18 protein-coding genes are annotated in these 23,891 nt (G+C 61.0%); 9 read left to right on the plus strand and 9 right to left on the minus strand.

What is annotated here, in order from left to right:
* Positions 1–87: 87 nt before the first annotated feature.
* Together SERRSCBI_RS22550 and SERRSCBI_RS22555 are read right to left on the minus strand one after the other, a co-directional pair.
* Positions 88–549, minus strand: a complete 462-nt coding sequence (locus SERRSCBI_RS22550; RefSeq protein WP_042785540.1) for an HIT family protein — start codon at positions 547–549, stop codon at positions 88–90.
* A gap of 16 nt (positions 550–565) precedes the next feature.
* Positions 566–970: an ASCH domain-containing protein gene (locus tag SERRSCBI_RS22555; protein WP_025304616.1), complete on the minus strand. Its 405-nt coding sequence runs from the start codon at positions 968–970 to the stop codon at positions 566–568.
* A gap of 135 nt (positions 971–1,105) precedes the next feature.
* Here SERRSCBI_RS22555 and SERRSCBI_RS22560 point away from each other — a divergent pair, with 135 nt between their 5' ends.
* The 4 genes from SERRSCBI_RS22560 (at position 1,106) to SERRSCBI_RS22575 (ending at position 5,866) form a co-directional block, all read left to right on the plus strand.
* Entirely contained in the window at positions 1,106–1,948 is an 843-nt protein-coding gene (locus SERRSCBI_RS22560; RefSeq protein ID WP_033636386.1) for a 23S rRNA (adenine(2030)-N(6))-methyltransferase RlmJ, read from the plus strand.
* Positions 1,949–2,078: 130 nt separating this feature from the next.
* Complete coding sequence (gene gorA / locus SERRSCBI_RS22565; RefSeq protein WP_042785541.1) at positions 2,079–3,431, plus strand: glutathione-disulfide reductase; 1,353 nt, start codon at positions 2,079–2,081, stop codon at positions 3,429–3,431.
* Positions 3,432–3,590: 159 nt separating this feature from the next.
* Positions 3,591–4,085, plus strand: coding sequence for a molybdopterin-dependent oxidoreductase (locus tag SERRSCBI_RS22570; RefSeq protein WP_033645359.1), 495 nt, complete (start codon positions 3,591–3,593; stop codon positions 4,083–4,085).
* Complete coding sequence (locus tag SERRSCBI_RS22575) at positions 4,082–5,866, plus strand: ATP-binding protein (protein WP_042785542.1); 1,785 nt, start codon at positions 4,082–4,084, stop codon at positions 5,864–5,866. Before SERRSCBI_RS22570 ends, SERRSCBI_RS22575 begins: the two co-directional genes overlap by 4 nt.
* Here SERRSCBI_RS22575 and SERRSCBI_RS22580 read toward each other — a convergent pair.
* The 5 genes from SERRSCBI_RS22580 to SERRSCBI_RS22595 form a co-directional block, all read right to left on the minus strand.
* Positions 5,856–6,707 (minus strand): helix-turn-helix domain-containing protein, encoded by an 852-nt coding sequence (locus SERRSCBI_RS22580; protein WP_033645361.1) that lies wholly within the window; start codon positions 6,705–6,707, stop codon positions 5,856–5,858. The two genes, SERRSCBI_RS22575 and SERRSCBI_RS22580, sit on opposite strands and share 11 nt — an antisense overlap.
* A 96-nt stretch (positions 6,708–6,803) precedes the next feature.
* Positions 6,804–6,965 (minus strand): hypothetical protein, encoded by a 162-nt coding sequence (locus SERRSCBI_RS24840; RefSeq protein ID WP_156965117.1) that lies wholly within the window; start codon positions 6,963–6,965, stop codon positions 6,804–6,806.
* A gap of 198 nt (positions 6,966–7,163) precedes the next feature.
* Complete coding sequence (locus SERRSCBI_RS22585; protein WP_369795882.1) at positions 7,164–10,268, minus strand: autotransporter outer membrane beta-barrel domain-containing protein; 3,105 nt, start codon at positions 10,266–10,268, stop codon at positions 7,164–7,166.
* Positions 10,269–10,386: 118 nt separating this feature from the next.
* A complete protein-coding gene (locus SERRSCBI_RS22590) occupies positions 10,387–13,410 on the minus strand; it encodes an autotransporter serine protease (RefSeq protein WP_042785543.1) in 3,024 nt (1,007 codons plus the stop codon).
* Between the two features lie 479 nt (positions 13,411–13,889).
* Positions 13,890–14,528 (minus strand): TetR/AcrR family transcriptional regulator, encoded by a 639-nt coding sequence (locus SERRSCBI_RS22595; protein ID WP_042785544.1) that lies wholly within the window; start codon positions 14,526–14,528, stop codon positions 13,890–13,892.
* Between the two features lie 262 nt (positions 14,529–14,790).
* Here SERRSCBI_RS22595 and SERRSCBI_RS22600 point away from each other — a divergent pair, with 262 nt between their 5' ends.
* Positions 14,791–16,008, plus strand: coding sequence for a Tm-1-like ATP-binding domain-containing protein (locus SERRSCBI_RS22600; protein ID WP_042785546.1), 1,218 nt, complete (start codon positions 14,791–14,793; stop codon positions 16,006–16,008).
* Between the two features lie 91 nt (positions 16,009–16,099).
* Here SERRSCBI_RS22600 and spy read toward each other — a convergent pair whose 3' ends face one another.
* A complete protein-coding gene (gene spy, locus SERRSCBI_RS22605) occupies positions 16,100–16,591 on the minus strand; it encodes an ATP-independent periplasmic protein-refolding chaperone Spy (protein WP_033645367.1) in 492 nt (163 codons plus the stop codon).
* Between the two features lie 542 nt (positions 16,592–17,133).
* On the opposite strand from spy, the gene pdeR reads away from it, so the two are divergent.
* Positions 17,134–19,128, plus strand: coding sequence for a cyclic di-GMP phosphodiesterase (pdeR, locus tag SERRSCBI_RS22610; RefSeq protein WP_033645368.1), 1,995 nt, complete (start codon positions 17,134–17,136; stop codon positions 19,126–19,128).
* Between the two features lie 16 nt (positions 19,129–19,144).
* Here the strand turns inward: pdeR and SERRSCBI_RS22615 are convergent, their stop codons facing one another.
* Positions 19,145–20,011 carry a crotonase/enoyl-CoA hydratase family protein gene (locus SERRSCBI_RS22615; protein WP_033652699.1) on the minus strand — a complete coding sequence of 289 codons (867 nt, stop codon included), beginning with the start codon at positions 20,009–20,011 and terminating at the stop codon, positions 19,145–19,147.
* A gap of 340 nt (positions 20,012–20,351) precedes the next feature.
* Between SERRSCBI_RS22615 and yhjD the strand changes: the two genes are divergently transcribed.
* From yhjD to SERRSCBI_RS22630, 3 genes are all read left to right on the plus strand, one after another.
* On the plus strand, positions 20,352–21,371 hold the full coding sequence (yhjD, locus tag SERRSCBI_RS22620) for an inner membrane protein YhjD (protein WP_021505224.1): 1,020 nt from the start codon (positions 20,352–20,354) through the stop codon (positions 21,369–21,371).
* Positions 21,372–21,700: 329 nt separating this feature from the next.
* Positions 21,701–23,023, plus strand: coding sequence for an MFS transporter (locus tag SERRSCBI_RS22625; RefSeq protein WP_016930463.1), 1,323 nt, complete (start codon positions 21,701–21,703; stop codon positions 23,021–23,023).
* Between the two features lie 100 nt (positions 23,024–23,123).
* Positions 23,124–23,891 carry a CDP-diacylglycerol diphosphatase gene (locus SERRSCBI_RS22630; RefSeq protein ID WP_042785548.1) on the plus strand — a complete coding sequence of 256 codons (768 nt, stop codon included), beginning with the start codon at positions 23,124–23,126 and terminating at the stop codon, positions 23,889–23,891.

Genomic DNA, 23,891 nt, shown 5'->3' on the forward strand with positions numbered 1-23,891 from the left:
GCGAGGGCGAGCCTTAAAATGCGTATGAATCTCTAACATGGAGCCGGGCAACAGGAAAATCAATGCCCGGCGTTGATCGTTCGTGCCTTAAACGGCGCATTGGCGAATGCGGGCGGCCAGCGCCGCCAGCTGTTCGTCGTCGGCGCGCGCGGCGTCGTGGGAGGAAATGTAGCCTTCGTAACGCGTGAAAAACTTCGGCGAGGTCGATTCGATCGGCCGCCACTGCTCCAGCGACGCAGTGCCGTGCAGCGGGATCAGTTTGGCGTGCACATGGTCGACGCCGTAGCCCTCGAACACCATGCCGCAGCGGCCGACGTCGTCGAACGCGCGATCCAGCTGCCGCGCCACCCTCTTGGTCGCCAGCATCAACGCACTCAGCACCTCGTCCGGCAGGTCAAACGCGTAGCTCGGGTGGTGCGCCTTGGGGATCACCACGCTGAAACCGTCGGTGTTGGGAAAGATGGACAGGAACGCCAGATGGTCGTCGTCTTCCCAGATTTTATGGCACGGCGCCTTGCCCGCCACGATGTCGCAAAAAATGCAGCTCATCCTTTCTCCTTGTGATTCACAGCGTTTCAACCCGTTCGAATTCTTCGAATACCAGCCACATGTCCGGCGCAAAGCTCCCCTCGCGGGTAAAGAATGCCTGATGCCCCTCGCGCCAAAATGCCAGGCTTTTGTCGCCTTCGCCCTCTTTGGCCGCCATCTCGGCGGTCACCTGGTCGTAGCGCACCAGGCGCAGCGCCAGAGTTCTGATCACGCAGGCCGGTTCGCCGCGGCCATCAAGAACGATGCTGTAATCGCCGATCCTCGGGGTTTGTTCCCGACGATAGCTCGCATAGGAACTGCAGGTGGCGGTTTTATCCCCGCTCAGCACCAACCCCAGCAGTTCGTCGGCTAACGCAGGGCCGTCGCCGAACGCCCAGCGCGCCGCGTCGGGGTAATTCGCCAAAATCGCCTGTTTGCTCATCGTCCTGTCCCTTTCTGTTAACGTCTGCGGCAACGGAGTCCGGTTTTTCCCGGCCAGACAGTTTATACTGTGCAGATTATAAGCCTTATTGCATTGAATGCTCCGTCTGCGGAGCACAAGGAACCGCCACCCGTCATGTTAAGTTATCGCCACAGTTTCCACGCCGGCAACCACGCCGACGTGCTCAAACACACCGTTCAGAGCCTGATCATCGAGTCGCTGAAGGAAAAAGAGAAGCCTTTCCTGTATCTGGATACCCACTCGGGCGCGGGCCGTTATCAGCTCAGCGGCGAACACGCCGAGCGCACCGGCGAATACCTGGAAGGCATCGGCTTGCTGTGGCAACGCGACGATCTGCCCGAGGAGCTGGCGGCCTACATGAGCGTGGTGCACAACTTCAACCGTTCCGGCACGCTGCGCTACTACCCCGGTTCGCCGCTGATCGCCCGCCAGCTGCTGCGCCCTCAGGATAAAATTCACCTGACCGAGCTGCACCCGAGCGATTACCCGCTGCTGCGCAGCGAGTTCCAGAAAGACGAGCGCGCCAAAGTGCAGCGCGCCGACGGCTATCAGCAGCTGAAATCCCAGCTGCCGCCACCGTCGCGCCGCGGCCTGATCCTGATGGACCCGCCGTATGAAATGAAGACCGATTACCAGGACGTGGTCAAAGGCATTCAGGAAGGCTACAAGCGTTTCGCCACCGGCACCTACGCGCTGTGGTACCCGGTGGTGATGCGCCAGCAGATCAAACGCATGCTGCGCGATCTGGAAGCCACCGGCATTCGCCGCATCCTGCAGATCGAGCTGGCGGTGAAACCCGACAGCGATCAGCGCGGCATGACCGCCTCCGGCATGATCGTCATCAACCCGCCGTGGAAGCTGGAACAGCAGATGAAAAACGTGCTGCCGTGGCTGCACAAGGTGCTGGTGCCGTCGGGCATCGGCCACCATCTGGTCAACTGGGTGGTACCGGAATAATCCCCGGCAGGGCGCGGTTTACCGCGCCCTGCGTCCGCCTATCGCAGCCATCGACGCAATCTTTGCGACAAACCCCGGTCAGGCGTTAAACTCTTACCCTCTTCAAATTCACAACTCATGGAAATCCCAGATGACGAAACATTACGATTATCTAGCAATTGGCGGCGGCAGCGGCGGTATCGCATCGATCAACCGGGCAGCCATGTACGGCCAAAAGTGTGCGCTGATTGAAGCCAAAGAGCTGGGCGGCACCTGTGTAAACGTGGGTTGTGTACCGAAAAAAGTCATGTGGCACGCGGCGCAGATCGCCGAGGCCATCCATCAGTACGGCCCGGACTACGGCTTCGACACCACCGTCAACGCCTTCGACTGGAAAAAGCTGGTCGCCAACCGCACCGCCTATATCGACCGCATCCACAATTCCTACGATAACGTGCTGGGCAAGAACAAGGTTGACGTGATCAAAGGGTTCGCGCGCTTCGTGGATGCGCACACCGTGGAAGTGAACGGCGAAACCATCACCGCCGATCACATCCTGATCGCCACCGGCGGCCGCCCGAGCCATCCGGCTATTCCGGGCGCGGAATACGGCATCGACTCCGACGGCTTCTTTGAGCTGGACGCCATGCCGAAACGCGTCGCCGTGGTGGGCGCCGGCTATATCGCCGTGGAGATCGCCGGCGTGCTGAACGCGCTGGGCGCGGAAACGCACCTGTTCGTGCGCAAGCACGCGCCGCTGCGCACCTTCGATCCGATGATCGTCGACACCCTGGTGGAAGTGATGAACACCGAGGGGCCGAACCTGCATACCGAATCGGTGCCGAAAGCAATCGTCAAGAACGCCGACGGCAGCCTGACGCTGCAGCTGGAAAACGGCAAGGCATTCACCGTCGACTGCCTGATTTGGGCCATCGGCCGCGAACCGGCGACCGACAACCTGAACCTCGGCGTGACCGGGGTGAAAACCAATGAGAAAGGCTACATCGACGTCGATAAGTTCCAGAACACCAACGTCAAAGGCATCTACGCGGTGGGCGACAACACCGGCGCGGTAGAGCTGACCCCGGTCGCCGTGGCCGCCGGCCGCCGCCTGTCCGAGCGCCTGTTCAACAACAAGCCGGACGAGCACCTGGATTACAGCAACATCGCCACCGTGGTGTTCAGCCACCCGCCGATCGGCACCGTCGGCCTGACCGAGCAGGAAGCCATCGAGAAGTTCGGCGCGGACAACGTGAAGGTGTACAAGTCCTCCTTCACCGCCATGTACAGCGCCGTGACGCAGCACCGCCAGCCGTGCCGTATGAAGCTGGTGTGCGTGGGTAAAGAAGAGAAGATCGTCGGCCTGCACGGCATCGGCTTCGGCATGGACGAAATCCTGCAGGGCTTCGCGGTGGCGGTGAAGATGGGCGCCACCAAGAAGGACTTCGACAACACCGTGGCTATCCACCCGACCGCGGCGGAAGAGTTCGTCACCATGCGCTAAGCGCTACGTTTATCCCACTCTCAGGCCGGGGTAAATACCGGCCTGTTCTTTTTGTGCGGTTTACTATTCCCTTCGCACCCGCCTGCTTTTTCTGCCATTATTCTGCCTGATAAATTAGCGGGACTGATACAAACCTCCCCGCGCCTCTGGAGAACGCCGATGCTGTTCAAACTATGCAAAACCCTTGCGATGGCCTGCGTGGCCCTGATTATCGCCCAGAGCAGCGCGCTCAGCTTTACCCTGGAAGTAGCGGGCAAGATCGACAACGTGACCGATCCGGTCAAAAAAAGCTATCTGTTCACCGATAAACAGCTGTTGGCGATGCCGGTGCACAGCATCACGACCTCCACCTCCTGGACGCCGCAGAGGAAGTTTGAAGGGATTTCGGTGGCCGACATCCTGGAGCGCGTCGGCGCCAAGGGCGAGACGCTGACCTTCTACGCGCTGAACGATTATTACATCGACGTGCCGTTGTCCGACGTCAAGAAGTACAACATGATCCTGGCCTACAAGATGGACGGGGAGATGCTGAAGCTCAGAAACTTCGGCCCGCTGTTCCTGGTTTACCCGCGTGACGCCGCCGGGCCTGAGCTGAACTCGCCGTTGTACAACTCGCGCTTTATCTGGCAAGTCGACAGGATCGTGATCAAATGAAGCTGACGACCTTTAAGAACGGCAGCAGGCTGGCGATACCGGCCATCTTCGCCGCGCTGTTTCTGGTGGCTTCGACCGTCACGCTCTATTACTACAGCGCCACCCTATCGAAGAAAGGGCTGTATGCCATCGCCGGCACGCAGGAGAACTACTCCTGGTCGATCGCCAAGTTCTCCATCAAGCTGGCGGAATTCGACACGTTCGTCGAGCAGCAGAGCCACGCGCCGCAGGTGGACAACGACAACCTGCGGCTGCGATTCGAAATCCTCTATTCGCGCTTTTACGTGCTGGAAACCGTCTCCGAATCCACGCAACCGCTGTACGCCGAGCCGGGCTACCCGGAAGTGGTCAAGCAGATGCGCCTGCAGATGGATCGCATCGATAAACTGCTGGATAACCCGAAAATCGACTTCAATCAGGTTTTCGCGGCCATGAAGGCCATTAAGCCTTACGCCATCGAAATGGCCAACCTGACCGACCACGCCGAGGTGAAGCAGCGCACCGCCGCCTATGAGGACTACATCGAGAAACGGCACATCATTTTCTATGGGCTGGTGATTGTCATGTTCTCGGTGATCGCGCTGATCGCCATCACCCTGATCGTGTTCCGTCAGCAGCGGCTGACCATTCGCCAGCAGGCCAAGGCGATCGAGGCGGAGAAAGCGACCCGCACCAAAAACGCCTTCCTCGGCGCCATCGGCCACGAACTGCGCACCTCATTGCAGAGCGTGATGTCGGCCATCGACGTGCTGGTGAATACCCGGGTATCGGCGGAGCATGCGGACACCTTCCAGCGGCTGGAGACCGCCGCGCAGCAGATCGAAAGCCAAATGAAAGATCTGACCGACTACGCGCACCTCGACAGCGGCATGATGGAGCTGCGCATCGTGCCGTTCGACGCGCAGAAGCTGATCGCGGAGACCGCCAACGAAATCGCTACTTTGACCCGCAAAGAGCAAGTCAAGCTGAGCTGCGAGGTGGAGTGCAGCCACCTGTTGGTGCATTCCGACCCGCTGCGCATCCGGCAGATTATCGTCAACCTGCTGACCAACGCCTACAAATACACCGAAAGCGGCAGCATTACGCTGCACAGCTGTCTGCGCCGTCAACCCGGCGGCAGTTCGCTGATTATCGAAGTGACCGACACCGGCATCGGTATCGAAAAAGACCAGCTCGATCAGATCTTCAAACCCTTTACCCAGTTGGATCAGTCGCATACCAAGCAATATGCCGGCGTGGGGATGGGATTGGCGATCGTGCACGGCCTGGTGACGCTGCTCGACGGCACCATCACGGTGTACAGCGAAATCAAGAAGGGCAGCACCTTTATCGTCAGCATTCCGGTGCAGATCAGTGAAGAAGAACGCGCCGACGAGCCCGCCGCCGCCAATACCTCTCTGCAGCAGAAGCCGCAGCAGGTGCTGGTGGTGGATGACAACAAGTCGGTGGGTGACGCCTTTGCGGCGTTGCTGGATAAGCTGGGTTACCAGCACGAACTGTGTGACTCGCCGGAACGCGCGTTGCAGAAACTGCTCAGACGCCCTTACGACGCGCTGTTGCTGGATCTGCAGATGCCGGGCATCGACGGCGCCGCCCTGGCCAGGCAGCTGCGCAATCGTCGCGGCCCCAACCGCCATGTGCCGATCATCGGCATCAGCGCCTACACGCCGGAGCAACTCACGGCGGATCAGCGCGCGCTGTTCGACAACTACCTGATGAAGCCGGTTCGGCTGGATGCGCTGTCGAACGCGCTGGCCGAGGTGTTCCCCGCTAAAGATTAAAACAGCGTTGCAGTGCGGCTTCGATCACATGGAGCCGCACCGGTTTTTCATAAGGGCCGAGTACATCGTACTCGCGCATCGCCTGAGCGATTTCCGATTCGCGTCGATCGGTGCCCAGCTCACCGGTCAGCACCAGTACCGGCGCGTCCGGGTTGTCGGAGGCGCGGATGGTGGCGATACAGCGATCCGCCGTTTCTTCACCGATCAGCCAGTCCACCACGTAACCGTCGAACAGGCTTTGCTGCAACGCCTGACAGAAGCTGTCGACGTCGTAAAACGCCACCGCGTTGAAACCGCAGCCGCCAAGATACTTGGCCAACTCATCGGCCGCCTGATGCGAATCGTCCAATACCGCAATGCTCAGACGCTCATCGTCGCCATAGCCGGGCCGGATTTCGATCAGTTCGACGCCATAACGCGGCCCTGCCGGCGCCTCATCGGCGCGATAGATATGCCATTGCCCCTCGATGCGCAGCGCCACAAATTCCGCCGGCCGCCCGGCGGGAAGCTCGTCGCCGATGTGCCCGACGCAAGGCATCGCGACCCCTGCCACAAAAAAGATGGCATCGCGCGCCATGTTCGGTTCGGCCGCCTCGTGTTCGGCGCTCAAATCGGCGATCGCCGCCGGCGTTTCTCCGAGCGCGGCCGCGACGCTGTTGATCTGTTCCAGCGTCCAGGGGCTTTGCCCTTTCAATTTGCGGTGCGCATGTGAAAAACTCAGATCCAAGATGCGGCTGAGCTCTCGGGCATGCTGACGTTTTCCAATCCCGTAATGTAAAAACAGCTCTCTGACCCGATTGGCAATCGACTGTGAATCGAATTTTTGGTGATTGTTATCCATTTGTTCCTTCGTATTTTTTTTACTGATTTATCAGTCGTTTTGATTATTTCTGCTGAAAAAGCCACATCTAAAACTAGCATCCCATGCAATTATGCGTTAAAAACGTTGCTTGACATACCATGTTGCATCGTCAAACATGGTATCAAAAGAGACATACAGCAATACACTATAAAAAACAACACCAGCACGTTTTTTAATAATAACCATAGTAACACCAGGGAAAATTTGTTCCGTTGCCGCTACTGAGACGATGTCCACATCGCTCGGACTGCATAAGCAAAACGGGGCTTGAGCCTTTAGCGCTAATCTGTTTTACCCACTTTTGAGCCGGGATCCGTCAGGGTCCCGGTTTTTTATTGTCCTGACGCCGCGCCATCATACGTTCTCCCCCCACCGCCGCAAATAAAAACGGAGCCGGCATGCCGGCTCCGTTGTCGTTGTAATGACCGCTGAACGTCAGAAGCGCCAGGTGAAGCCGGCGTTGACGCTGTTATCCTGATGGTGCTGCGACAGCAGCCCGCCGTAGCCCAGCGACAGCGAGGCGTTTTCGTTCACCGCCACTTCCGCCCCCGCCTTCAGCACCATGCCGTCGCGCGACACCGGCACGCTGTCCACCACGAACGGCGCGTTGCCGCCGTTGAACCGCAGCCCGGTGCCGCGCGCCAGCCCGCCGTACTGGTGTTGCCATCCCAGCTCGCTGCGCAGCGCCACCGTCGTGCCCGGGGTCACCTGCCACGCGGTGTCCGCGCGCAGCCCCAGCGTCGACACCGTCGCATCCGTGTGCTGCTTGTCGCCGCGCAGCGCCGCTGCGCCGCCGCTTTCCGCGATGCCGTTGTTTTCGAAGTTCACGTACGCCAGGTTGACGAACGGCTCCAGGTTCAGCCACTCGCCCGGCACRCTGTAGCCCGCTTCCGCGAACAGCTGTTCGGTGCGCGCGCTGTACTTCGCCGTGTCACGGTCCGACTGCATCCCGTAGTTCACCGACCGTTTGGTGTCGATGCGGTGCCAGGTGTAGCCCGCCCCGCCACGCAGCGCCAGCGCCCCGAACTGCTTGTCGCCGTACGCCGCCAGGTGGTAGTTGTCGCTGTCCGCCTTCGACCCGTAGCCGCCGTGCAGCGAGGTGCGGGTGTAGCCGGTCGCTACCCCCAGCCGCCAGTCGGCCGCCGCCGCCGAGTCCAGCCCCACCAGTACCCCGTAGGTCGAGGCCTGATAGCCGGTGGCGTTGGCGTCGCCCGACGCGTGGTCCCACGCCCCCAGCAGCTGCGCCCAGGCGCCGTCCTCGTCCGCCTTGATGGCCGACGAGCTCGCCAGCCCTTCCGCCTGACGCAGACGCCCGTTCAGCGCCTCACGCAGGTAGCGGCTGTCGTTCACCAGCGCCGACGCGATATCCGCATGGATTTGCCCCGAAAGCTGACGGAACGCCTGCCGCGCCTCGCCCGCCGTGCCGCTGTTAAGAACGCTTTCGTACACCGGGTTGCCCGCCGCCAGCGCATCCGCCGCCGCCGCCACCGCCCGCTCGTTCGGCGTCTGCGCCACGCTGGCGAAGCTCGTGCCGTTGCGCCCGACGCTCAGCGTCACCCCGGCCGGCTGGTAGCTCAGCCCGGTGCCGAGGAACAGGTAGTTCGGCGCCACCGCGTCAAACTGCCCGCTCACCCCCTGCTGCGCGCTCAGGATGGTGTACTGCTGGCCCAGCAGGCTGCGCACCTCGCTTTGCGTCAGCAGGTTGGCGCTGTTCTCCAGCGTCACCGCCACCTCGCCGCCGCCGATCGTCGCCGATCCGCTGCTCTGGATCCGATCGCTCTGGCCGTTCGGCCCCACTTCCACCGCGTAGCGCGAACCCGGCTCGAAGCTGACGTTGCCCGCCACGTTCAAGGTGCCGATCGAGTTGCCCGGCGCCACGGTGCCGCCGCGGCGGGCGGTCAGCGAACCGACCGTGCCGCTGCCGCCGACGATGCCGCCGCTCTGCACGCTGACGTCCGAGGTGACCGAGCCGTTGATCGCCAGCCGCCCCTGATTGACCAGCGTCGGGCCGGAATAAGTGTTGTTACCGGTCAGCACCAGGGTGCCGATACCCTGCTTGGTCAGGCCGCCGTGGCCGGAGATATCGTTGCTCCAGACGTCCAGCCCGCACAGCACATCGCTGCAGACGCGCTCGGTCGGTTTGCCCTTGTCCAGCACCGCGCCGACGCCCGGCAGATCCACCACGAATTGGGTCGGGCCGTAAGCCACGCCCGTCGGATCCGGAATACGGAACTCCGCCGGAATATCCTCGGCGGTCACCAACATGCCCGGACCGTTGATGGCCTTGCCCAGGTTGATCATCCCCCAGCCGTAGAGCGCGTCGATGCCCGGCGCGCCCATGTCGGTGGCGGTGGTTTTCAGCAAGTCGGCAATCTGCGCCGAGTTCATGTACGGGAAACGCTGCAGCAACACCGCCACTGCGCCGGTGACGTGCGGGGTCGCCATCGAGGTGCCGTTTTTATTGCCGTAGTCCGACACCAGATTGGCCGGATCGGAACCGTTGGCCACGGTGCTGTAGATTTTGCTGCCCGGCGACGAGACGCAGAAGCTGGCGGTATAGCCGCAGCGGGACGAGAAGCTGCTGATGGTGTAAGGCACGCTGTTGGCGGATGCCGCATCCTGCGCCACGCTGGCGACCGACAGCCAGTTCGGCGCGATGTCCGGCACGAAGTAGGCCAGCCCGCTGATCACATCCGGTTGGTTGTAATTGCCGTCGTTACCGGCGGCGAACAGCACCAGAATATTTTTGCGCGCCGCGTCGATGGCGCCCTGATAACCTGCGCCGGCCAGGCTACCGAGCAGCGGCTTGACCTGATCGAATTGCTCCTGCGCATCCTTCAGCTCGAAGTGCAGCGCGTTAGGATCGCGGCCGCCGTCGGACAGGAAATCGGGAATGCTGACGCCCCAGCTGTTGTTGATCACCCGCACGCCGCTCTTGATCATCGCCTGCCAGCCGGCATTGGTGACGGCGCCGTCCAGGCCGAGGAATTCGCCGTACGCCGGGCCGTCGTTGTCATTATCGACGCTGATCACCTGCGAATCGAAGGCCACGCCGTGCATGCCGACGCCGTCGCGATTCGCCGCGCTGATCCCCGCGACGTGCACCCCGTGATTGCTCAACATGCCCTGCGAACCGCTGTAGAAGTGGAAGGTGCCGTCGAAGTAAAAGCGATCGCCGGCGTTAATTCCCGGCCGGTGCGGATCGGTATAGGCGCGGTAGCCTTCGGTGACGACGTTGATCAGTTTGCCGTCGCCGGCGAATTCGGGATGGCGGTTAACCGGAGTGTCGAAAATGCCCACCTTTTGCCCTTTGCCGGTGTAGCCGGCGGCGTAGGCCTCATCGGCGTGGATCGCCCCCAACCCCCAGTTGGCGTTGAATTCGGCGCTGCGCCAGCTGGCCGGATCGCCGGGTTGGCCATTCACCTCGTGCGGCGCCGCCTGCGCATACCCTGCCAGCGCCATGCAGCAGACCAGCGCGTTCAGCCGCCACGGCGAGCGACGAACGTTTCCTTTGCTATCAAAACCCATTGTTGTTGTCATTTCCTTACCTTTTGCTTGTTATTGGCCGACGCCCCAGGTGCGCCGGGTTCTCATTAGCAGGATGTGAAAAAGGAACCGCCCGCAGGCGGTTCCCGTACAAGGATTGAGTCGATGTTGCTTAGAAGCGCCAGGTGAAGCCGGCGTTGACGCTGTTGTCCTGATGGTGCTGCGACAGCAGCCCGCCGTAGCCCAGCGACAGCGAGGCGTTTTCGTTCACCGCCACTTCCGCCCCCGCCTTCAGCACCATGCCGTCACGCGACACCGGCACGCTGTCCACCACGAACGGCGCGTTGCCGCCGTTGAACCGCAGCCCGGTGCCGCGCGCCAGCCCGCCGTACTGGTGTTGCCATCCCAGCTCGCTACGCAGCGCCACCGTCGTGCCCGGGGTCACCTGCCACGCGGTGTCCGCACGCAGCCCCAGCGTCGACACCGTCGCATCCGTGTGCTGCTTGTCGCCGCGCAGCGCCGCCGCGCCGCCGCTTTCCGCGATGCCGTTGTTTTCGAAGTTCACGTACGCCAGGTTGACGAACGGCTCCAGGTTCAGCCACTCGCCCTGCACACTGTAGCCCGCTTCCGCGAACAGCTGTTCGGTGCGCGCGCTGTACTTCGCCGTGTCACGGTCCGACTGCATCCCGTAGTTCACCGACCGTTTGGTGTCGATGCGGTGCCAGGTGTAGCCCGCCCCGCCACGCAGCGCCAGCGCCCCGAACTGCTTGTCGCCGTACGCCGCCAGGTGGTAGTTGTCGCTGTCCGCCTTCGACCCGTAGCCGCCGTGCAGCGAGGTGCGGGTGTAGCCGGTCGCTACCCCCAGCCGCCAGTCGGCCGCCGCCGCCGAGTCCAGCCCCACCAGTACCCCGTAGGTCGAGGCCTGATAGCCGGTGGCGTTGGCGTCGCCCGACGCGTGGTCCCACGCCCCCAGCAGCTGCGCCCAGGCGCCGTCCTCGTCCGCCTTGATGGCCGACGAGCTCGCCAGCCCTTCCGCCTGACGCAGACGCCCGTTCAGCGCCTCACGCAGGTAGCGGCTGTCGTTCACCAGCGCCGACGCGATATCCGCATGGATTTGCCCCGAAAGCTGACGGAACGCCTGCCGCGCCTCGCCCGCCGTGCCGCTGTTAAGAACGCTTTCGTACACCGGGTTGCCCGCCGCCAGCGCATCCGCCGCCGCCGCCACCGCCCGCTCGTTCGGCGTCTGCGCCACGCTGGCGAAGCTCGTGCCGTTGCGCCCGACGCTCAGCGTCACCCCGGCCGGCTGGTAGCTCAGCCCGGTGCCGAGGAACAGGTAGTTCGGCGCCACCGCGTCAAACTGCCCGCTCACCCCCTGCTGCGCGCTCAGGATGGTGTACTGCTGGCCCAGCAGGCTGCGCACCTCGCTTTGCGTCAGCAGGTTGGCGCTGTTCTCCAGCGTCACCGCCACCTCGCCGCCGCCGATCGTCGCCGATCCGCTGCTCTGGATCCGATCGCTCTGGCCGTTCGGCCCCACTTCCACCGCGTAGCGCGAACCCGGCTCGAAGCTGACGTTGCCCGCCACGTTCAAGGTGCCGATCGAGTTGCCCGGCGCCACGGTGCCGCCGCGGCGGGCGGTCAGCGAACCGACCGTGCCGCTGCCGCCGACGATGCCGCCGCTCTGCACGCTGACGTCCGAGGTGACCGAGCCGTTGATCGCCAGCCGCCCCTGATTGACCAGCGTCGGGCCGGAATAAGTGTTGTTACCGGTCAGCACCAGGGTGCCGATACCCTGCTTGGTCAGGCCGCCGTGGCCGGAGATATCGTTGCTCCAGACGTCCAGCCCGCACAGCACATCGCTGCAGACGCGCTCGGTCGGTTTGCCCTTGTCCAGCACCGCGCCGACGCCCGGCAGATCCACCACGAATTGGGTCGGGCCGTAAGCCACGCCCGTCGGATCCGGAATACGGAACTCCGCCGGAATATCCTCGGCGGTCACCAACATGCCCGGACCGTTGATGGCCTTGCCCAGGTTGATCATCCCCCAGCCGTAGAGCGCGTCGATGCCCGGCGCGCCCATGTCGGTGGCGGTGGTTTTCAGCACTTCCGCCACCTGTGCGCCGCTCAGATACGGGAAACGCTCCATCAGCACCGCAACGCTGCCGGCCACGTGCGGCGCCGCCATCGAGGTGCCGCTGTATTTGGCGTAGCCGGTCGTCAGATTCTCCACGCTGGTGCCTTCAATCACCGAGCTGTATACCCGGGTGCCCGGCGCCGAAACGCAGAAGCTGGCGGTGTAGCCGCAGCGGGAAGAGAAGGTGCTGATGCTGTAGTCGCCGGTATTGGTGGGATCCTGCAAGCTGGCGACCGACAGCCAGTTCGGTGCAATCTCCGGCACGAAATAGGCCAGGCCGGCCATGGCATCGGGGTTATTCAGATTGCCGTCGTTACCGGCGGCGAAGATGGTGACCACGCCGCTGCGCGCCGCGTCGATCGCGCCCTGATAGGCGCCGCCGGGCTTGGTGCCGAGGATCTGTTTGATCTGATCGAACTGCTTTTGCGCATCGTTTACTGTGAAATGCGGATAAGCCGGGTCATAACCCCCCTCATCAAACTTTTCGGTAATGCCGATGCCCCAACTGTTATTGATGATGCGCGCGCCGCTGGCCACCAGCGCATCCCAACCGGCCTGGTACACTGCGCCGTCGTTGCCGAGGATGATGCCGTCCTCCGGGCCGGGATCGCCGTTTTCGGCGCTGATGATCTGCGCATTGAACGCCACGCCGTGCATGGCGCCGCCGTCGCGGCTGCCGGCGGCGATGCCGCCCACGTGGGTACCGTGCGAACCGAGCGTGCCATCGGAGTCCACGCTCGGCGTACCGTCATAGCGGAAAGTGTCGCCTTTTTTCACCGGAATATAGGGATCGGTGTATTCGCGGATGCCTTCGGTAACCAGATTGATCACCTTATTCTCACCGGCAAACTCCGGGTGCTTGGCGTAGACCGGCTGATCGAAAATGCCAAGTTTGATGCCTTTTCCGGTATAACCGGCGGCGTAGGCCTGGTCGGCGTGGAGTGCCCCCAGCCCCCATTCCGCGTTGAACTCACTGCTGCGCCAGCTGGCCGGATCGCCCGCTTTGCCGTTCTCTATATAGCTGGAGGCCTGCGCGCCGCCGATCGCCGTCAGGCAGATCAGCATCGCGCTCCATTGTGCGCGATGAACTCCGATTTCAGGCCAGCCGAAGGCCGCCCGAGCGGATTTAACTCCTCTAAGTTTCTTCTCCATCCCAGATACCATCCGTTGTTGTTTGCAAATGTTTTATAAGATTTTTTGTGTAACAGTTTGGTAACACCAAATAAATAAAGCACAACAATCTCAAGTGCGCTTAATGTGTCACTCGGCAGTTCGGTGGGCGGAGAGAACGTTTCAGGGATGAATCAGACGGGGGACGATAAGAAAGAGAATGATCTCGCTCAGCGCTGAGGCGGCATTTATTCGCGGGGGATAATTAAATTAATACAATGATAAATAATGATATTTAATTAAAAGACAACCAAAGAAAGCGTCGCCTGAAAAGTGCTTAACAGGCACTTTTTATCACTTTTAATTATAACTTTTTCCAATATTTACTCAGTGAATTATGCTGGTTTTTCACTCAGGCAGCGGCAAAAATTGGATTATCCTGCTGATGTTTTTTTGCTGTTCATCGCATCCTCTTCCGCCTGACGCAGGATGGCTTTGGCCATCCATTGCGTGACATCCTGGATACCCTCAAGCTCCAGCCCCCAGATATCTTTCAGCACCAGGAACACCTCAGAACCGTAAATCAGCGAGAAAGCATGAATCACTCTCTGTAAAGAATTTGGCGGCAGTTTACCCTGCAACGGCTCTACCGCCAGCGCCAGCAGCCGCTTGCGGTTGCCGCGCACGAACTTTTCGCCCGGCGTGGCGTGCGCCCACTGCTGCAAAGAGAGCTGCAATGCGGCGCGCAGCGCCCCTTCGTGTCGCTCCATCTGAGGATAGGCCAACGTCAGCAACTGCTGGATGCGCTTCAGGGCATCGTCGTCCTGCGGGCGCCACGCCAGAATAGGCCCCAGACTTTCCGCCACCACCGCAGTAATTAATGCGCTTTGGGTCGGGAAGTAGCGGTAGGCGGTCGCGCGCGATACCTGCGCATGCGCCGCCAGATCGGTGATCGATGGAAACGCGCCCTCGCCATACAGCGTCATTGCGCTGGCCAGCAACAAACGATGTGTTTTCGCCCGGGCGGAGGTCAGAGAAAGGTCGGACGGGGTGGGAAAAGCATTTATCGGCACTTAAACCTCATACATCTGTACACGCTTGCGCGACAGGCGAGACGCCACTGCCGACAGGTTGACGACAAAGGGTTGGCCGCGCAAAAAGCTCAAAAATGAGACAGGAGTCCCATTTTGCACTGAGCTGCCCTTGCAAAAATGATACTGCCGTCTCATTATATAAATACATTAATCAATTTAATTTAAATGCCAACACCAGGGCACCTAAAAAATATAATACATTAATTTTTAAATAAAAATTAGAAACACCCCGGAAAAATCCATGAAAGATACTTCAAATTTTGTCTATATTGCTACCACAGCAGATACGAAAGGACAAGAGTTGGAGTATGTGCGGCGGCTGATTGCCAGCCTGAATTTACCCACGCGAACCGTCGATCTCTCCACCCGAAGCTTGCCGTTTGACTCCCCGGCCGATATCGGCCCAGAAGAGGTCGCTCGCCACCATCCGGCGGGCGCAGGCGCGGTCTTTCTAGCCAGCCGCGGCCAGGCAATCGCCGCCATGGCGACCGCTTTCGAACGTTTTATCCTGACGCGCCGCGATATCGCCGGCCTGCTTGGCCTGGGCGGCTCCGGTGGCACCGCCATCATCACGCCGGCAATGCAGCAGTTGCCGATTGGCCTGCCGAAATTGATGGTCTCGAGCATGGCGGCGGGAGACGTTTCCGCCTATGTCGGCGCCAGTGATATCAGCATGTTGTATTCGGTCACCGATCTCGCCGGCCTGAACCGTATCTCGCGCCGGGTGCTGGGCAATGCGGCGCGCCAGATAGCCGGCGCAGTCCGCTTCGCCGCCGTCGATCATCACGACGACAAGCCCGCAATCGGCCTGACGATGTTTGGCGTCACCACCCCCTGCATTCAGGCGCTGGTTGCCGATCTTGAGCCGCAATGGGACTGCCTGACGTTTCACGCGACCGGCAGCGGTGGCAGAGCGCTGGAAAAACTGATCGATAGCCGGCAACTGCACGGCGCCATCGATTTGACCACCACCGAAGTGACCGATTACCTGTTTGGCGGTGTGCTGCCCTGCAATGCAGATCGTTTCGGTGCTATCGCGCGTACCGGCATCCCGTGCGTACTCTCCTGCGGCGCGATCGACATGATCAACTTCGGCGCGCTGAATACGGTGCCGGCTCGCTACGCGAACCGCCTGCGCCATCATCACAATCCGCAAGTGACGCTGGTGCGCACCAGCCCACGGGAAAATGCGCTAATCGGTCATTGGATTGGCGAGAAAATCAACGCCTGCGCGGGCGAAGTGCGCTTCGTGATACCGGCGGGCGGCGTGTCGGCGCTGGATGCCCCTGGGCAACCGTTCTGGGATCCCGCAGCGCTGGCCGCCTTTACGCAAACGCTGGAGGAGACGGTGCACGCCACCCATAAGCGCCGGTTAATAAAAACGCCTTACCATATTAACGATCCGCGCTTTGCGCAGGCCGTTGCCGAACAGTTCCGACATATTGCCGCTGGGGAATGATAATCACTCGCTGCCGGGCCTGCCGGAGATAACGCCGAAAAAAAAGGCCAGACAAATAGTCTGGCCCTTTTTTATTTACCGCGAGCGTATATTACTGACCGGAGGACATCTGCTCCTTCATTTTATTCATATGGTCCATCATCTTTTGCTCACGTTTCTGATAATTCTCATTGTATTGTTTTTTCTGCTCAGGGGTCAGCAGGTTATACATTTTATTTTCCGCCTTGGCGCGTTCCAGCATGCGTTCGGATTGCGCTTTGCCGATCGCGTCAATTTGCGCCTTCGCCTTCGCTTCATCGAAGCTGTCGGAAGCGACCAGATTATGCAGCGCCTGGCGTTCCTCTTTCATGCCCGGACCGCGTTTCGAGTGCGACTCTTTCATGATATCGCGCATTTGCTGGCGCTGCTGCTCGGTCAGGTTCAGCCCGGCGAACGGGCCGCCTTTACCTTCACCCTTGTGATGCATCATTTTCATCGGCGCCGCATCCGCAGCCGGGGCCGCCGTCGTATCAGCGGCGAACGCCGCAGAAGCAGAACCCAGAGCCAGCGTGGAAGCAATAAATAAAGCCGTCAATTTACGCATAATCATTTCCTTAAAAATTTTTCTTCATCAGGAGCGCTGTACGTTAACAGGCTCATTCGTTCGTCGAAGATAATAATAGGCTGATAAAATTCAAGTAATGCGAGGGTGTGTAAACTTTTTAAAACCCGTCACGGGTTTATTCACCAATTATGAGAAAACTATGAAGAAGGCGTTTATTTGATGGAAATTTTAATTTCCCGGCAAAAATCTCCCCGACAGGGTTATTTTTCAGCCGCCCTCTCACCGCTATAATTTACTCGCCCACAAGGCAACCTTGCATCAACCGTTTTTCGTTAGCGGGGAAGCCGGTACAAACTTCGCACGACCCGATGTTCTCCTCCTACACTTTAAGGCAACCGGTCGCCGGGTGGCGCGTACACCGCAAAACTAATCATTGCTTATAGAATAGTTTCCATTACCCGCCCCGCCTGTGAAAACCTGTTATATGATGCACAGACGCGCACGGCGACCACTTTCGGGCCCACAGGCCGCCAGCGGTTCTTCGTGCTGACCGGCCGCCCGTGCTCTTTTGAGGAATCATCATGTCCGCAGACCAAGGCCCTGAGCTTCTTAACGCCCACTTCGGCACCCAGAGCCCCCACTGGCGGCTGGCGTTTGACAGCAATGCCCTGGAGCTGTCCGCCGTTAAGGGCAAAGCCCACGTCGCGGTGGCGCTGAGCGCCATGGACGCGGCGAAAATTCGCCGTTTGACCGGCGTGACCGCCAGCCTTGAACTCACCATCACGCTGGCCGGCGAACCGCTGCATCTGCATCTGGTCGGGCGCCGCGTCAATAACCTCGAATGGGCGGGCACCGCGTCCGCGTTCAGCGATACCCAATCCGTGGCGCGCGATCTGGTGCATGGGCTCTCCTTCGCCGAGCAGGTGGTGTCCGAAGCCAACTCGGTGATCGTGATCGTCGACCAGCACGGCCGCATCCAGCGCTTCAATCGGCTGAGCGAGGAGTACACCGGGCTGCACGAACACGAGGTGATCGGCAAGAACGTTTTCCAGCTGTTTATGAGCCCGGAAGAAGCCGCCGCCTCGCGGCGCAACATCGCCGGCTTCTTCCGCAACGGCTCTTCGTATGAGGTGGAACGCTGGGTAAAGACGGTCAAGGGCGAGCGGCTGTTCCTGTTTCGCAATAAGTTCGTGCACAGCGGCAGCGGCAAGAACGAGGTGTTTCTGATCTGCTCCGGAACCGACATCACCGAAGAGCGTCGCGCTCAGGAACGGCTGCGGGTGCTGGCCAACACCGATATTATCACCGGCCTGCCGAACCGTAACGCCATCCAGGACAAGATTAACCACGCCATCGCCACGCGCGGCGAAGAGAGTTTCGGCCTGGTGTACCTCGATCTCGACAACTTCAAAAAGGTCAACGACGCCTACGGCCATATGTTCGGCGATCGGCTGCTGGTTGAGGTCTCGCTGGCGATCCTCGGCTGCCTGAGCCCGGATCAGGTGCTCGCCCGCCTCGGCGGCGACGAATTTTTGGTGCTGGCGCCTCAGACCGATCGCGAACGTTTGCAAACGCTGGCGCAGCGCATCATCGATCGGCTGAAGACCCCTTTCCGCATCGGCCTGATCGAAGTGTATACCGGCTGTTCGATCGGCATCGCGCTGTGCCCGGAGCACGGCAACGATCTCGACAGCCTGATCCGCAGCGCCGATACCGCCATGTACGTCGCCAAGGAGCACGGCAAACGCACCTATACCGTCTTCTCACCGGAGATGAACAAGCGCGTCGCCGAATACATGTGGCTGGACACCAACCTGCGTAAAGGGCTGGAGCAAAATCAGCTGGTATTGTATTACCAGCCTAAAATCGACGCGCGCAGCGGTGAAGTGCACAGCGTGGAAGCGCTGGTGCGCTGGGATTCGCCGGAGCGCGGCCTGATCCCGCCGCTGCAGTTCATCTCCTACGCCGAGGAGTCCGGCCTGATCGGCCCGCTGGGCCAATGGGTGCTGCAGACCGCCGCCTGCCAGGCGGCGCAGTGGCGAGAGCGGGGATTGAATCTGCGGGTGGCGGTCAACCTCTCCGCCCGGCAGCTGGCCGATGACGGCATCGTCAACGATCTGCTCGGGGTGCTGCGCCGTCACCGCATGGCCCCTTGTCTGCTGGACTTCGAGTTGACTGAAAGCAGCCTGATTGAAGACGAAAACCGCGCGCGCGTGCTGATCACCCGGCTACGCGAGCTGGGTGCGCAGGTGCATCTCGACGATTTCGGCACCGGCTATTCGTCGCTGGCGCAGCTGGCGCGTATTCCGCTGGACGCCATCAAGCTGGATAAAAGCTTCGTGCGCGGGGTGAATTTCAACCCGGTTTCGCAATCGCTGGTGCGCGCGATCGTCGCGGCGGCGGAGGCGCTGGCCTTCCGCGTGATCGCCGAAGGGGTGGAGACCGAGAGCGAAAATCAGTTCCTCGACGAGGTCGGCGTGGACGAAAAGCAGGGCTTTCTGTTTGCGCGGCCAATGCTCCCGGAACAGTTGGAGCATTGGCTGCAGTCCTATCGCCCGCGCTCACCTTCCGCGTGAGGCGGGCGCGTTAACGTTAGCCGGCACGACGCAGGTTCAGGGTGTGGCGATCCTGCAACATCACCAGCCGCTCGATGTAGGCGCGATCTTTTTCCTCAATGGTGAAGGCCGAGTGCACCCAATCCTCGGTAATGTCCATCAGCTCGGAACGCGTCAGTTGCAGCACGCGCTGACGCGCCCGCAACATGGCGCGCATGCCGTTGAGCTTCGGCCGGATGGTATCGATGAAAGTGCGCGTCGCCATGTAGGCGTCGCCGGGCTGGAACAGCTGATCCACCAGCCCACGGCTCTCGAACCACTCTGCGGTGTGCGACTCGCCGCCCCAAATCAGTTCTTCGGCCAAGCGCATGCCCGCCTTGCGCGCCACCAGCGAGTAACCGCCCATGCCGGGAAACAGGTTGAACGCAATCTCCGGGAACCCCATGCGCGCATTGTTCTGCGCCAACACGAAATGGTGCGCCAGCGCCGCTTCAAAGCCGCCGCCCAGCGCGCTGCCTTCGACCATCGCAATGCTGACCGCGCCGGTATCGAAACCGCGCGCTGCCGCATGCACGCAGTCGATGCAGGCACGCGCGTAGGCCATCATCGCCTCGCGTTTGCGGTTCTTGATGGCTTCGGCGAAGAACTGCAGATCGCCGCCGACGTTAAACATGTTCGGCACCAGCGAGCCGGTGACCCAAAAATCGAACCGCAGCGAAGACTCTTTCGCCGCCTGCGCCAGCGTCATGATGTCTTCAATCAGCGCCTGATTAAAGCAAGGACGCGGCGCAGCGCGCAGCAGCATCCACATGATATGCCTCTCCTCTTCATAGTAGGCGGAAAGCTGCGACAGATTGCCCGCTTCGGTAAACGGACGGCAGGTGGGGTGATTAAGCAATTTCATAAGACCTTCCAGTTTTTCTGTTGATGACGGGTGAGACCGTTCCAGCCCCTACGGCTGCAGCGGAGCGGCGCTCGGCAACGCGTGGCGCCACATCATGAGTAAACGCTTTCTCGCCGACGAAACAGATAAAAATTGGAGGTAGGGAAGTGAAAAAACCGAGGCGCGGCGGGGTTTTCATAGGAATTTTACCTATCGGCCGCCTCCTGGCATTTCATGCCGGGCGCTAACGCGTTAAGCTCGGAAAATGACCGTTTGCCGCCCCGGCGCTCAAAACGCCGCGGGGCTTTGGCTATAATCAACGCGGATACATGCCGTTTAACGTTAAGGAAATCGTGAAGTAATGCCTACAGGACCAGACCAGGAACGCCGCCAGCCCGCACAAGACACGCCGCCGAAGCCGCTTATCGCCATCAAGACCGGCCATGAAACGCTCGACCGCCGCATCAGCGGTTTTTCACGTCTGATTGAACGCATCAAAGCCTGGCCGAGCGTTGCGCACCTGCTGCGCGCCGCCGAACGCTTTAACGATCGGCTGGGCAGCCAGTTCGGCGCCGCCATCACCTATTTTTCATTCCTCTCGCTGATCCCGATCCTGATGGTGTCGTTCGCCGCCGCCGGTTTCGTGCTGGCTTCCAACCCGGATCTGCTGGCCCGTTTGATCAACCGGATCGTCGGCAGCATCAGCGATCCGACGCTGGCCAGCACGCTGAAGAACACCGTCAACACCGCCATTCAGCAGCGCACCACCGTGGGATTGACCGGCCTGGCGCTGGCGCTCTATTCCGGCATCAGTTGGATGGGCAACCTGCGCGAAGCGATCCGCGCGCAATCGCGTGACGTCTGGGAGCGCAATCCGCAGGATCAGGAGAAAATCTATTTCAAGTACACCCGCGACTTCATCTCGCTGACCGGCCTGGTGGTCGCACTGATTATCACGCTGTCGCTGACCTCGGTCGCCGGCTCGGCGCAGGCGGCGATCGTCAACGCGCTGGGGCTGGACGGCATCGAATGGCTGCGGCCGGCGCTGACGACGATCGCGCTGTCGATCTCGATTTTCGCCAACTATCTGCTGTTCCTGTGGATTTTCTGGATGCTGCCGCGCCACAAACCGAAGAAAAAAGCGCTGCTGCGCGGCACCTTGCTTGCGGCTATCGGCTTTGAGGTGATCAAGTTCGTGATGACGATGACGCTGCCGCAGGTGGCGAAATCGCCTTCCGGCGCGGCCTTCGGCTCGGTGATCGGGCTGATGGCGTTCTTCTACTTCTTCGCCCGCCTGACGCTGTTTTGCGCCGCCTGGATCGCAACGGCCGACTACAAAGGCGACAAAGCCTTGCCGGAACGCGAGCCGCCGGCGCGCTGAAGCCATGCAATCGTGCCGGTGTTATCGCACGCGCCGGCACTTTCCTCTGGTTAATGAGCAAAAAACCAGTCAATCCCTCTAAATCATGCGGCATGGCATTCGAAAAACCAGCATAACAAACTACCCAGTCACTTTTCTTTCCCGTTTTTACAGCCATTCACACTGTATGAACCCCATTTCTCAACGTTTAACGCTACAGAAAAGAAGTCAGGTAAAACATTAGTCTTTTTAACCGGTTAGCGGCGGAGCAGCCCAGAGTTCCAGCGTTGAAAAGGCGGAATGCTGTCACTAAGATGGATTTTTACCCCCTCCAACAATAAGAAATTGATATGCAAGCCACCATCGCACCCCCACTCGACGCCGACGACGCGTCTACACCGGTGAATTCCCGCGGGAAAGTCATCGTCGCCTCGCTGGTCGGCACCGCCATCGAGTTCTTCGACTTTTACATCTACGCCACCGCCGCGGTGATCGTGTTCCCGCACATCTTCTTCCCGCAGGGCGACCCGACCACCGCGACGCTGCAGTCGCTGGCCACCTTCGCCGTCGCCTTTGTCGCGCGCCCTATCGGCTCTGCGCTGTTCGGCCACTTCGGCGATCGCGTGGGGCGCAAGGTGACGCTGGTCGCCTCGCTGCTGACCATGGGGATTTCCACCGTGCTGATCGGCCTGCTGCCGAGCTATGAAACCATCGGCATCTTCGCCCCTATCCTGCTGGCGCTGGCGCGCTTTGGCCAGGGGCTGGGGCTGGGTGGCGAATGGGGCGGCGCCGCCTTGCTGGCGACGGAGAACGCGCCGGCCAAAAAACGTGCGCTGTACGGCTCCTTCCCCCAGTTGGGCGCCCCGATCGGCTTCTTCTTCGCCAACGGCACCTTCCTGCTGCTCTCGTGGCTGCTGAGCGACCAGCAATTTATGGAATGGGGCTGGCGCGTGCCGTTCATCCTCTCCGCCGCATTGGTGCTGATTGGCCTGTACGTCCGGGTGTCATTGCATGAAACGCCGGTGTTCGCCAAAGCGGCCAAGGCCGGCAAACAGGTGAAAGTGCCGCTCGGCACGCTGCTGAGCAAGCATCTGAAAGCCACCATCCTCGGCACCTTCATCATGCTGGCGACCTACACGCTGTTTTATCTGATGACGGTCTATTCGATGACCTACGGCACTGCGCCGCAGCCGCTGGGGCTCGGTTACTCCCGCAACAGCTTCCTGTGGATGCTGATGGTGGCGGTGATCGGTTTCGGCGTGATGGTGCCCATCGCCGGCCTGCTGGCGGACGCGTTCGGCCGTCGCAAGACCATGATCGCCATTACCCTGCTGATGATCGGCTTCGCGTTCCTGTTCCCGACCCTGCTGGGTTCCGGCAACCAGGCGCTGGTGATGGGCTTCCTGCTGTGCGGCCTGAGCATCATGGGGCTGACCTTTGGCCCGATGGGCGCGCTGCTGCCGGAGCTGTTCCCCACCGAAGTGCGCTATACCGGCGCATCGTTCTCCTACAACGTCGCGTCGATTCTCGGCGCGTCCGTGGCGCCTTACATCGCCACCTGGCTGGCGGCCCACTACGGGCTGTTTTACGTCGGCATGTACCTGGCGGCGATGGCCGGGCTGACGCTGCTGGCCCTCCTGCTGATGAAAGAAACCCGCCACCAGTCGCTGTGATTCTCTGCGGCCCCCTCACTGCGGGGGCCGCACGCGTTGTTCGTTTCCTGTCATAAAACCGGGCTATGCTGGACGTTTCTCTCGGTAACAGGATCGGCCGATGTCTCTGCGTCGTGGGGTATTTGTCTGCGTGGCGCTGCTGGCGGCTCTCGCCATCGCGCTCTATTACGGGTTGAAACCCGACCATCCCGATGCGCTGTGGCGCATCGTCAGCCAGCAATGTCTGCCCAATCAGCAGGCGCATGACAACCCGGCGCCCTGCGCGCAGGTGGATGTGCAGGCCGGTTTCGTGGTGTTTAAAGATCGCAACGGGCCGCTGCAATACCTGCTGATGCCCAGCGCCAAAATCACCGGTATCGAAAGCCCGGCGGTGCTGGACGCCGCCACGCCGAATTTCTTCGCCCAGGCCTGGCGCGCGCGCCACGTGATGGCGGAACGCTATGGCAAACCGATCGACGACGGCGATATTTCACTGGCGATCAATTCGGAATATGGCCGCACGCAAAACCAGCTGCACATTCATATCTCCTGCCTGCTGCCGGCGGTAAAACAGCGGCTGGCGCAGGTCGGCCCCCATTTCATCGAGCAATGGCAACCGCTGCCCGGCGGCCTGTTGGGGCATGACTATCTGGGGCGGCGGGTGACCCCCGCCGAACTGGAACAACAGGGCGCCTTCCGCCTGCTGGCCTCCGGCCTGCCGCGCGCCGACGGGCGCATGGGCAGCTTCGGCCTGGCGATGACCGCGCTGCCGGACGGGGATTTCCTGCTGCTGGCAACCGAGCGCAGCCTGCTGCCGTTCACCCTGGCCTCGGCGGAAGAGATCCAGGATCACGACTGCCGGCTGCTCACGCCGCCGCCGCGCGCCTGA

This window comes from Serratia sp. SCBI, from assembly GCF_000747565.1.
GTDB classification, from domain to species: domain Bacteria; phylum Pseudomonadota; class Gammaproteobacteria; order Enterobacterales; family Enterobacteriaceae; genus Serratia; species Serratia ureilytica.

What these genes read in the sequence shown, in the direction of transcription:
- SERRSCBI_RS22550 (WP_042785540.1), bottom strand. Translation starts at nt 549, where the DNA reads ATGAGCTGCATTTTTTGCGACATCGTGGCGGGCAAGGCGCCGTGCCAT.
- SERRSCBI_RS22555 (WP_025304616.1), bottom strand. Translation starts at nt 970, where the DNA reads ATGAGCAAACAGGCGATTTTGGCGAATTACCCCGACGCGGCGCGCTGG.
- SERRSCBI_RS22560 (WP_033636386.1), top strand. Translation starts at nt 1,106, where the DNA reads ATGTTAAGTTATCGCCACAGTTTCCACGCCGGCAACCACGCCGACGTG.
- gorA (WP_042785541.1), top strand. Translation starts at nt 2,079, where the DNA reads ATGACGAAACATTACGATTATCTAGCAATTGGCGGCGGCAGCGGCGGT.
- SERRSCBI_RS22570 (WP_033645359.1), top strand. Translation starts at nt 3,591, where the DNA reads ATGCTGTTCAAACTATGCAAAACCCTTGCGATGGCCTGCGTGGCCCTG.
- SERRSCBI_RS22575 (WP_042785542.1), top strand. Translation starts at nt 4,082, where the DNA reads ATGAAGCTGACGACCTTTAAGAACGGCAGCAGGCTGGCGATACCGGCC.
- SERRSCBI_RS22580 (WP_033645361.1), bottom strand. Translation starts at nt 6,707, where the DNA reads ATGGATAACAATCACCAAAAATTCGATTCACAGTCGATTGCCAATCGG.
- SERRSCBI_RS22590 (WP_042785543.1), bottom strand. Translation starts at nt 13,410, where the DNA reads ATGCTGATCTGCCTGACGGCGATCGGCGGCGCGCAGGCCTCCAGCTAT.
- SERRSCBI_RS22600 (WP_042785546.1), top strand. Translation starts at nt 14,791, where the DNA reads ATGAAAGATACTTCAAATTTTGTCTATATTGCTACCACAGCAGATACG.
- spy (WP_033645367.1), bottom strand. Translation starts at nt 16,591, where the DNA reads ATGCGTAAATTGACGGCTTTATTTATTGCTTCCACGCTGGCTCTGGGT.
- pdeR (WP_033645368.1), top strand. Translation starts at nt 17,134, where the DNA reads ATGTCCGCAGACCAAGGCCCTGAGCTTCTTAACGCCCACTTCGGCACC.
- SERRSCBI_RS22615 (WP_033652699.1), bottom strand. Translation starts at nt 20,011, where the DNA reads ATGAAATTGCTTAATCACCCCACCTGCCGTCCGTTTACCGAAGCGGGC.
- yhjD (WP_021505224.1), top strand. Translation starts at nt 20,352, where the DNA reads ATGCCTACAGGACCAGACCAGGAACGCCGCCAGCCCGCACAAGACACG.
- SERRSCBI_RS22625 (WP_016930463.1), top strand. Translation starts at nt 21,701, where the DNA reads ATGCAAGCCACCATCGCACCCCCACTCGACGCCGACGACGCGTCTACA.
- SERRSCBI_RS22630 (WP_042785548.1), top strand. Translation starts at nt 23,124, where the DNA reads ATGTCTCTGCGTCGTGGGGTATTTGTCTGCGTGGCGCTGCTGGCGGCT.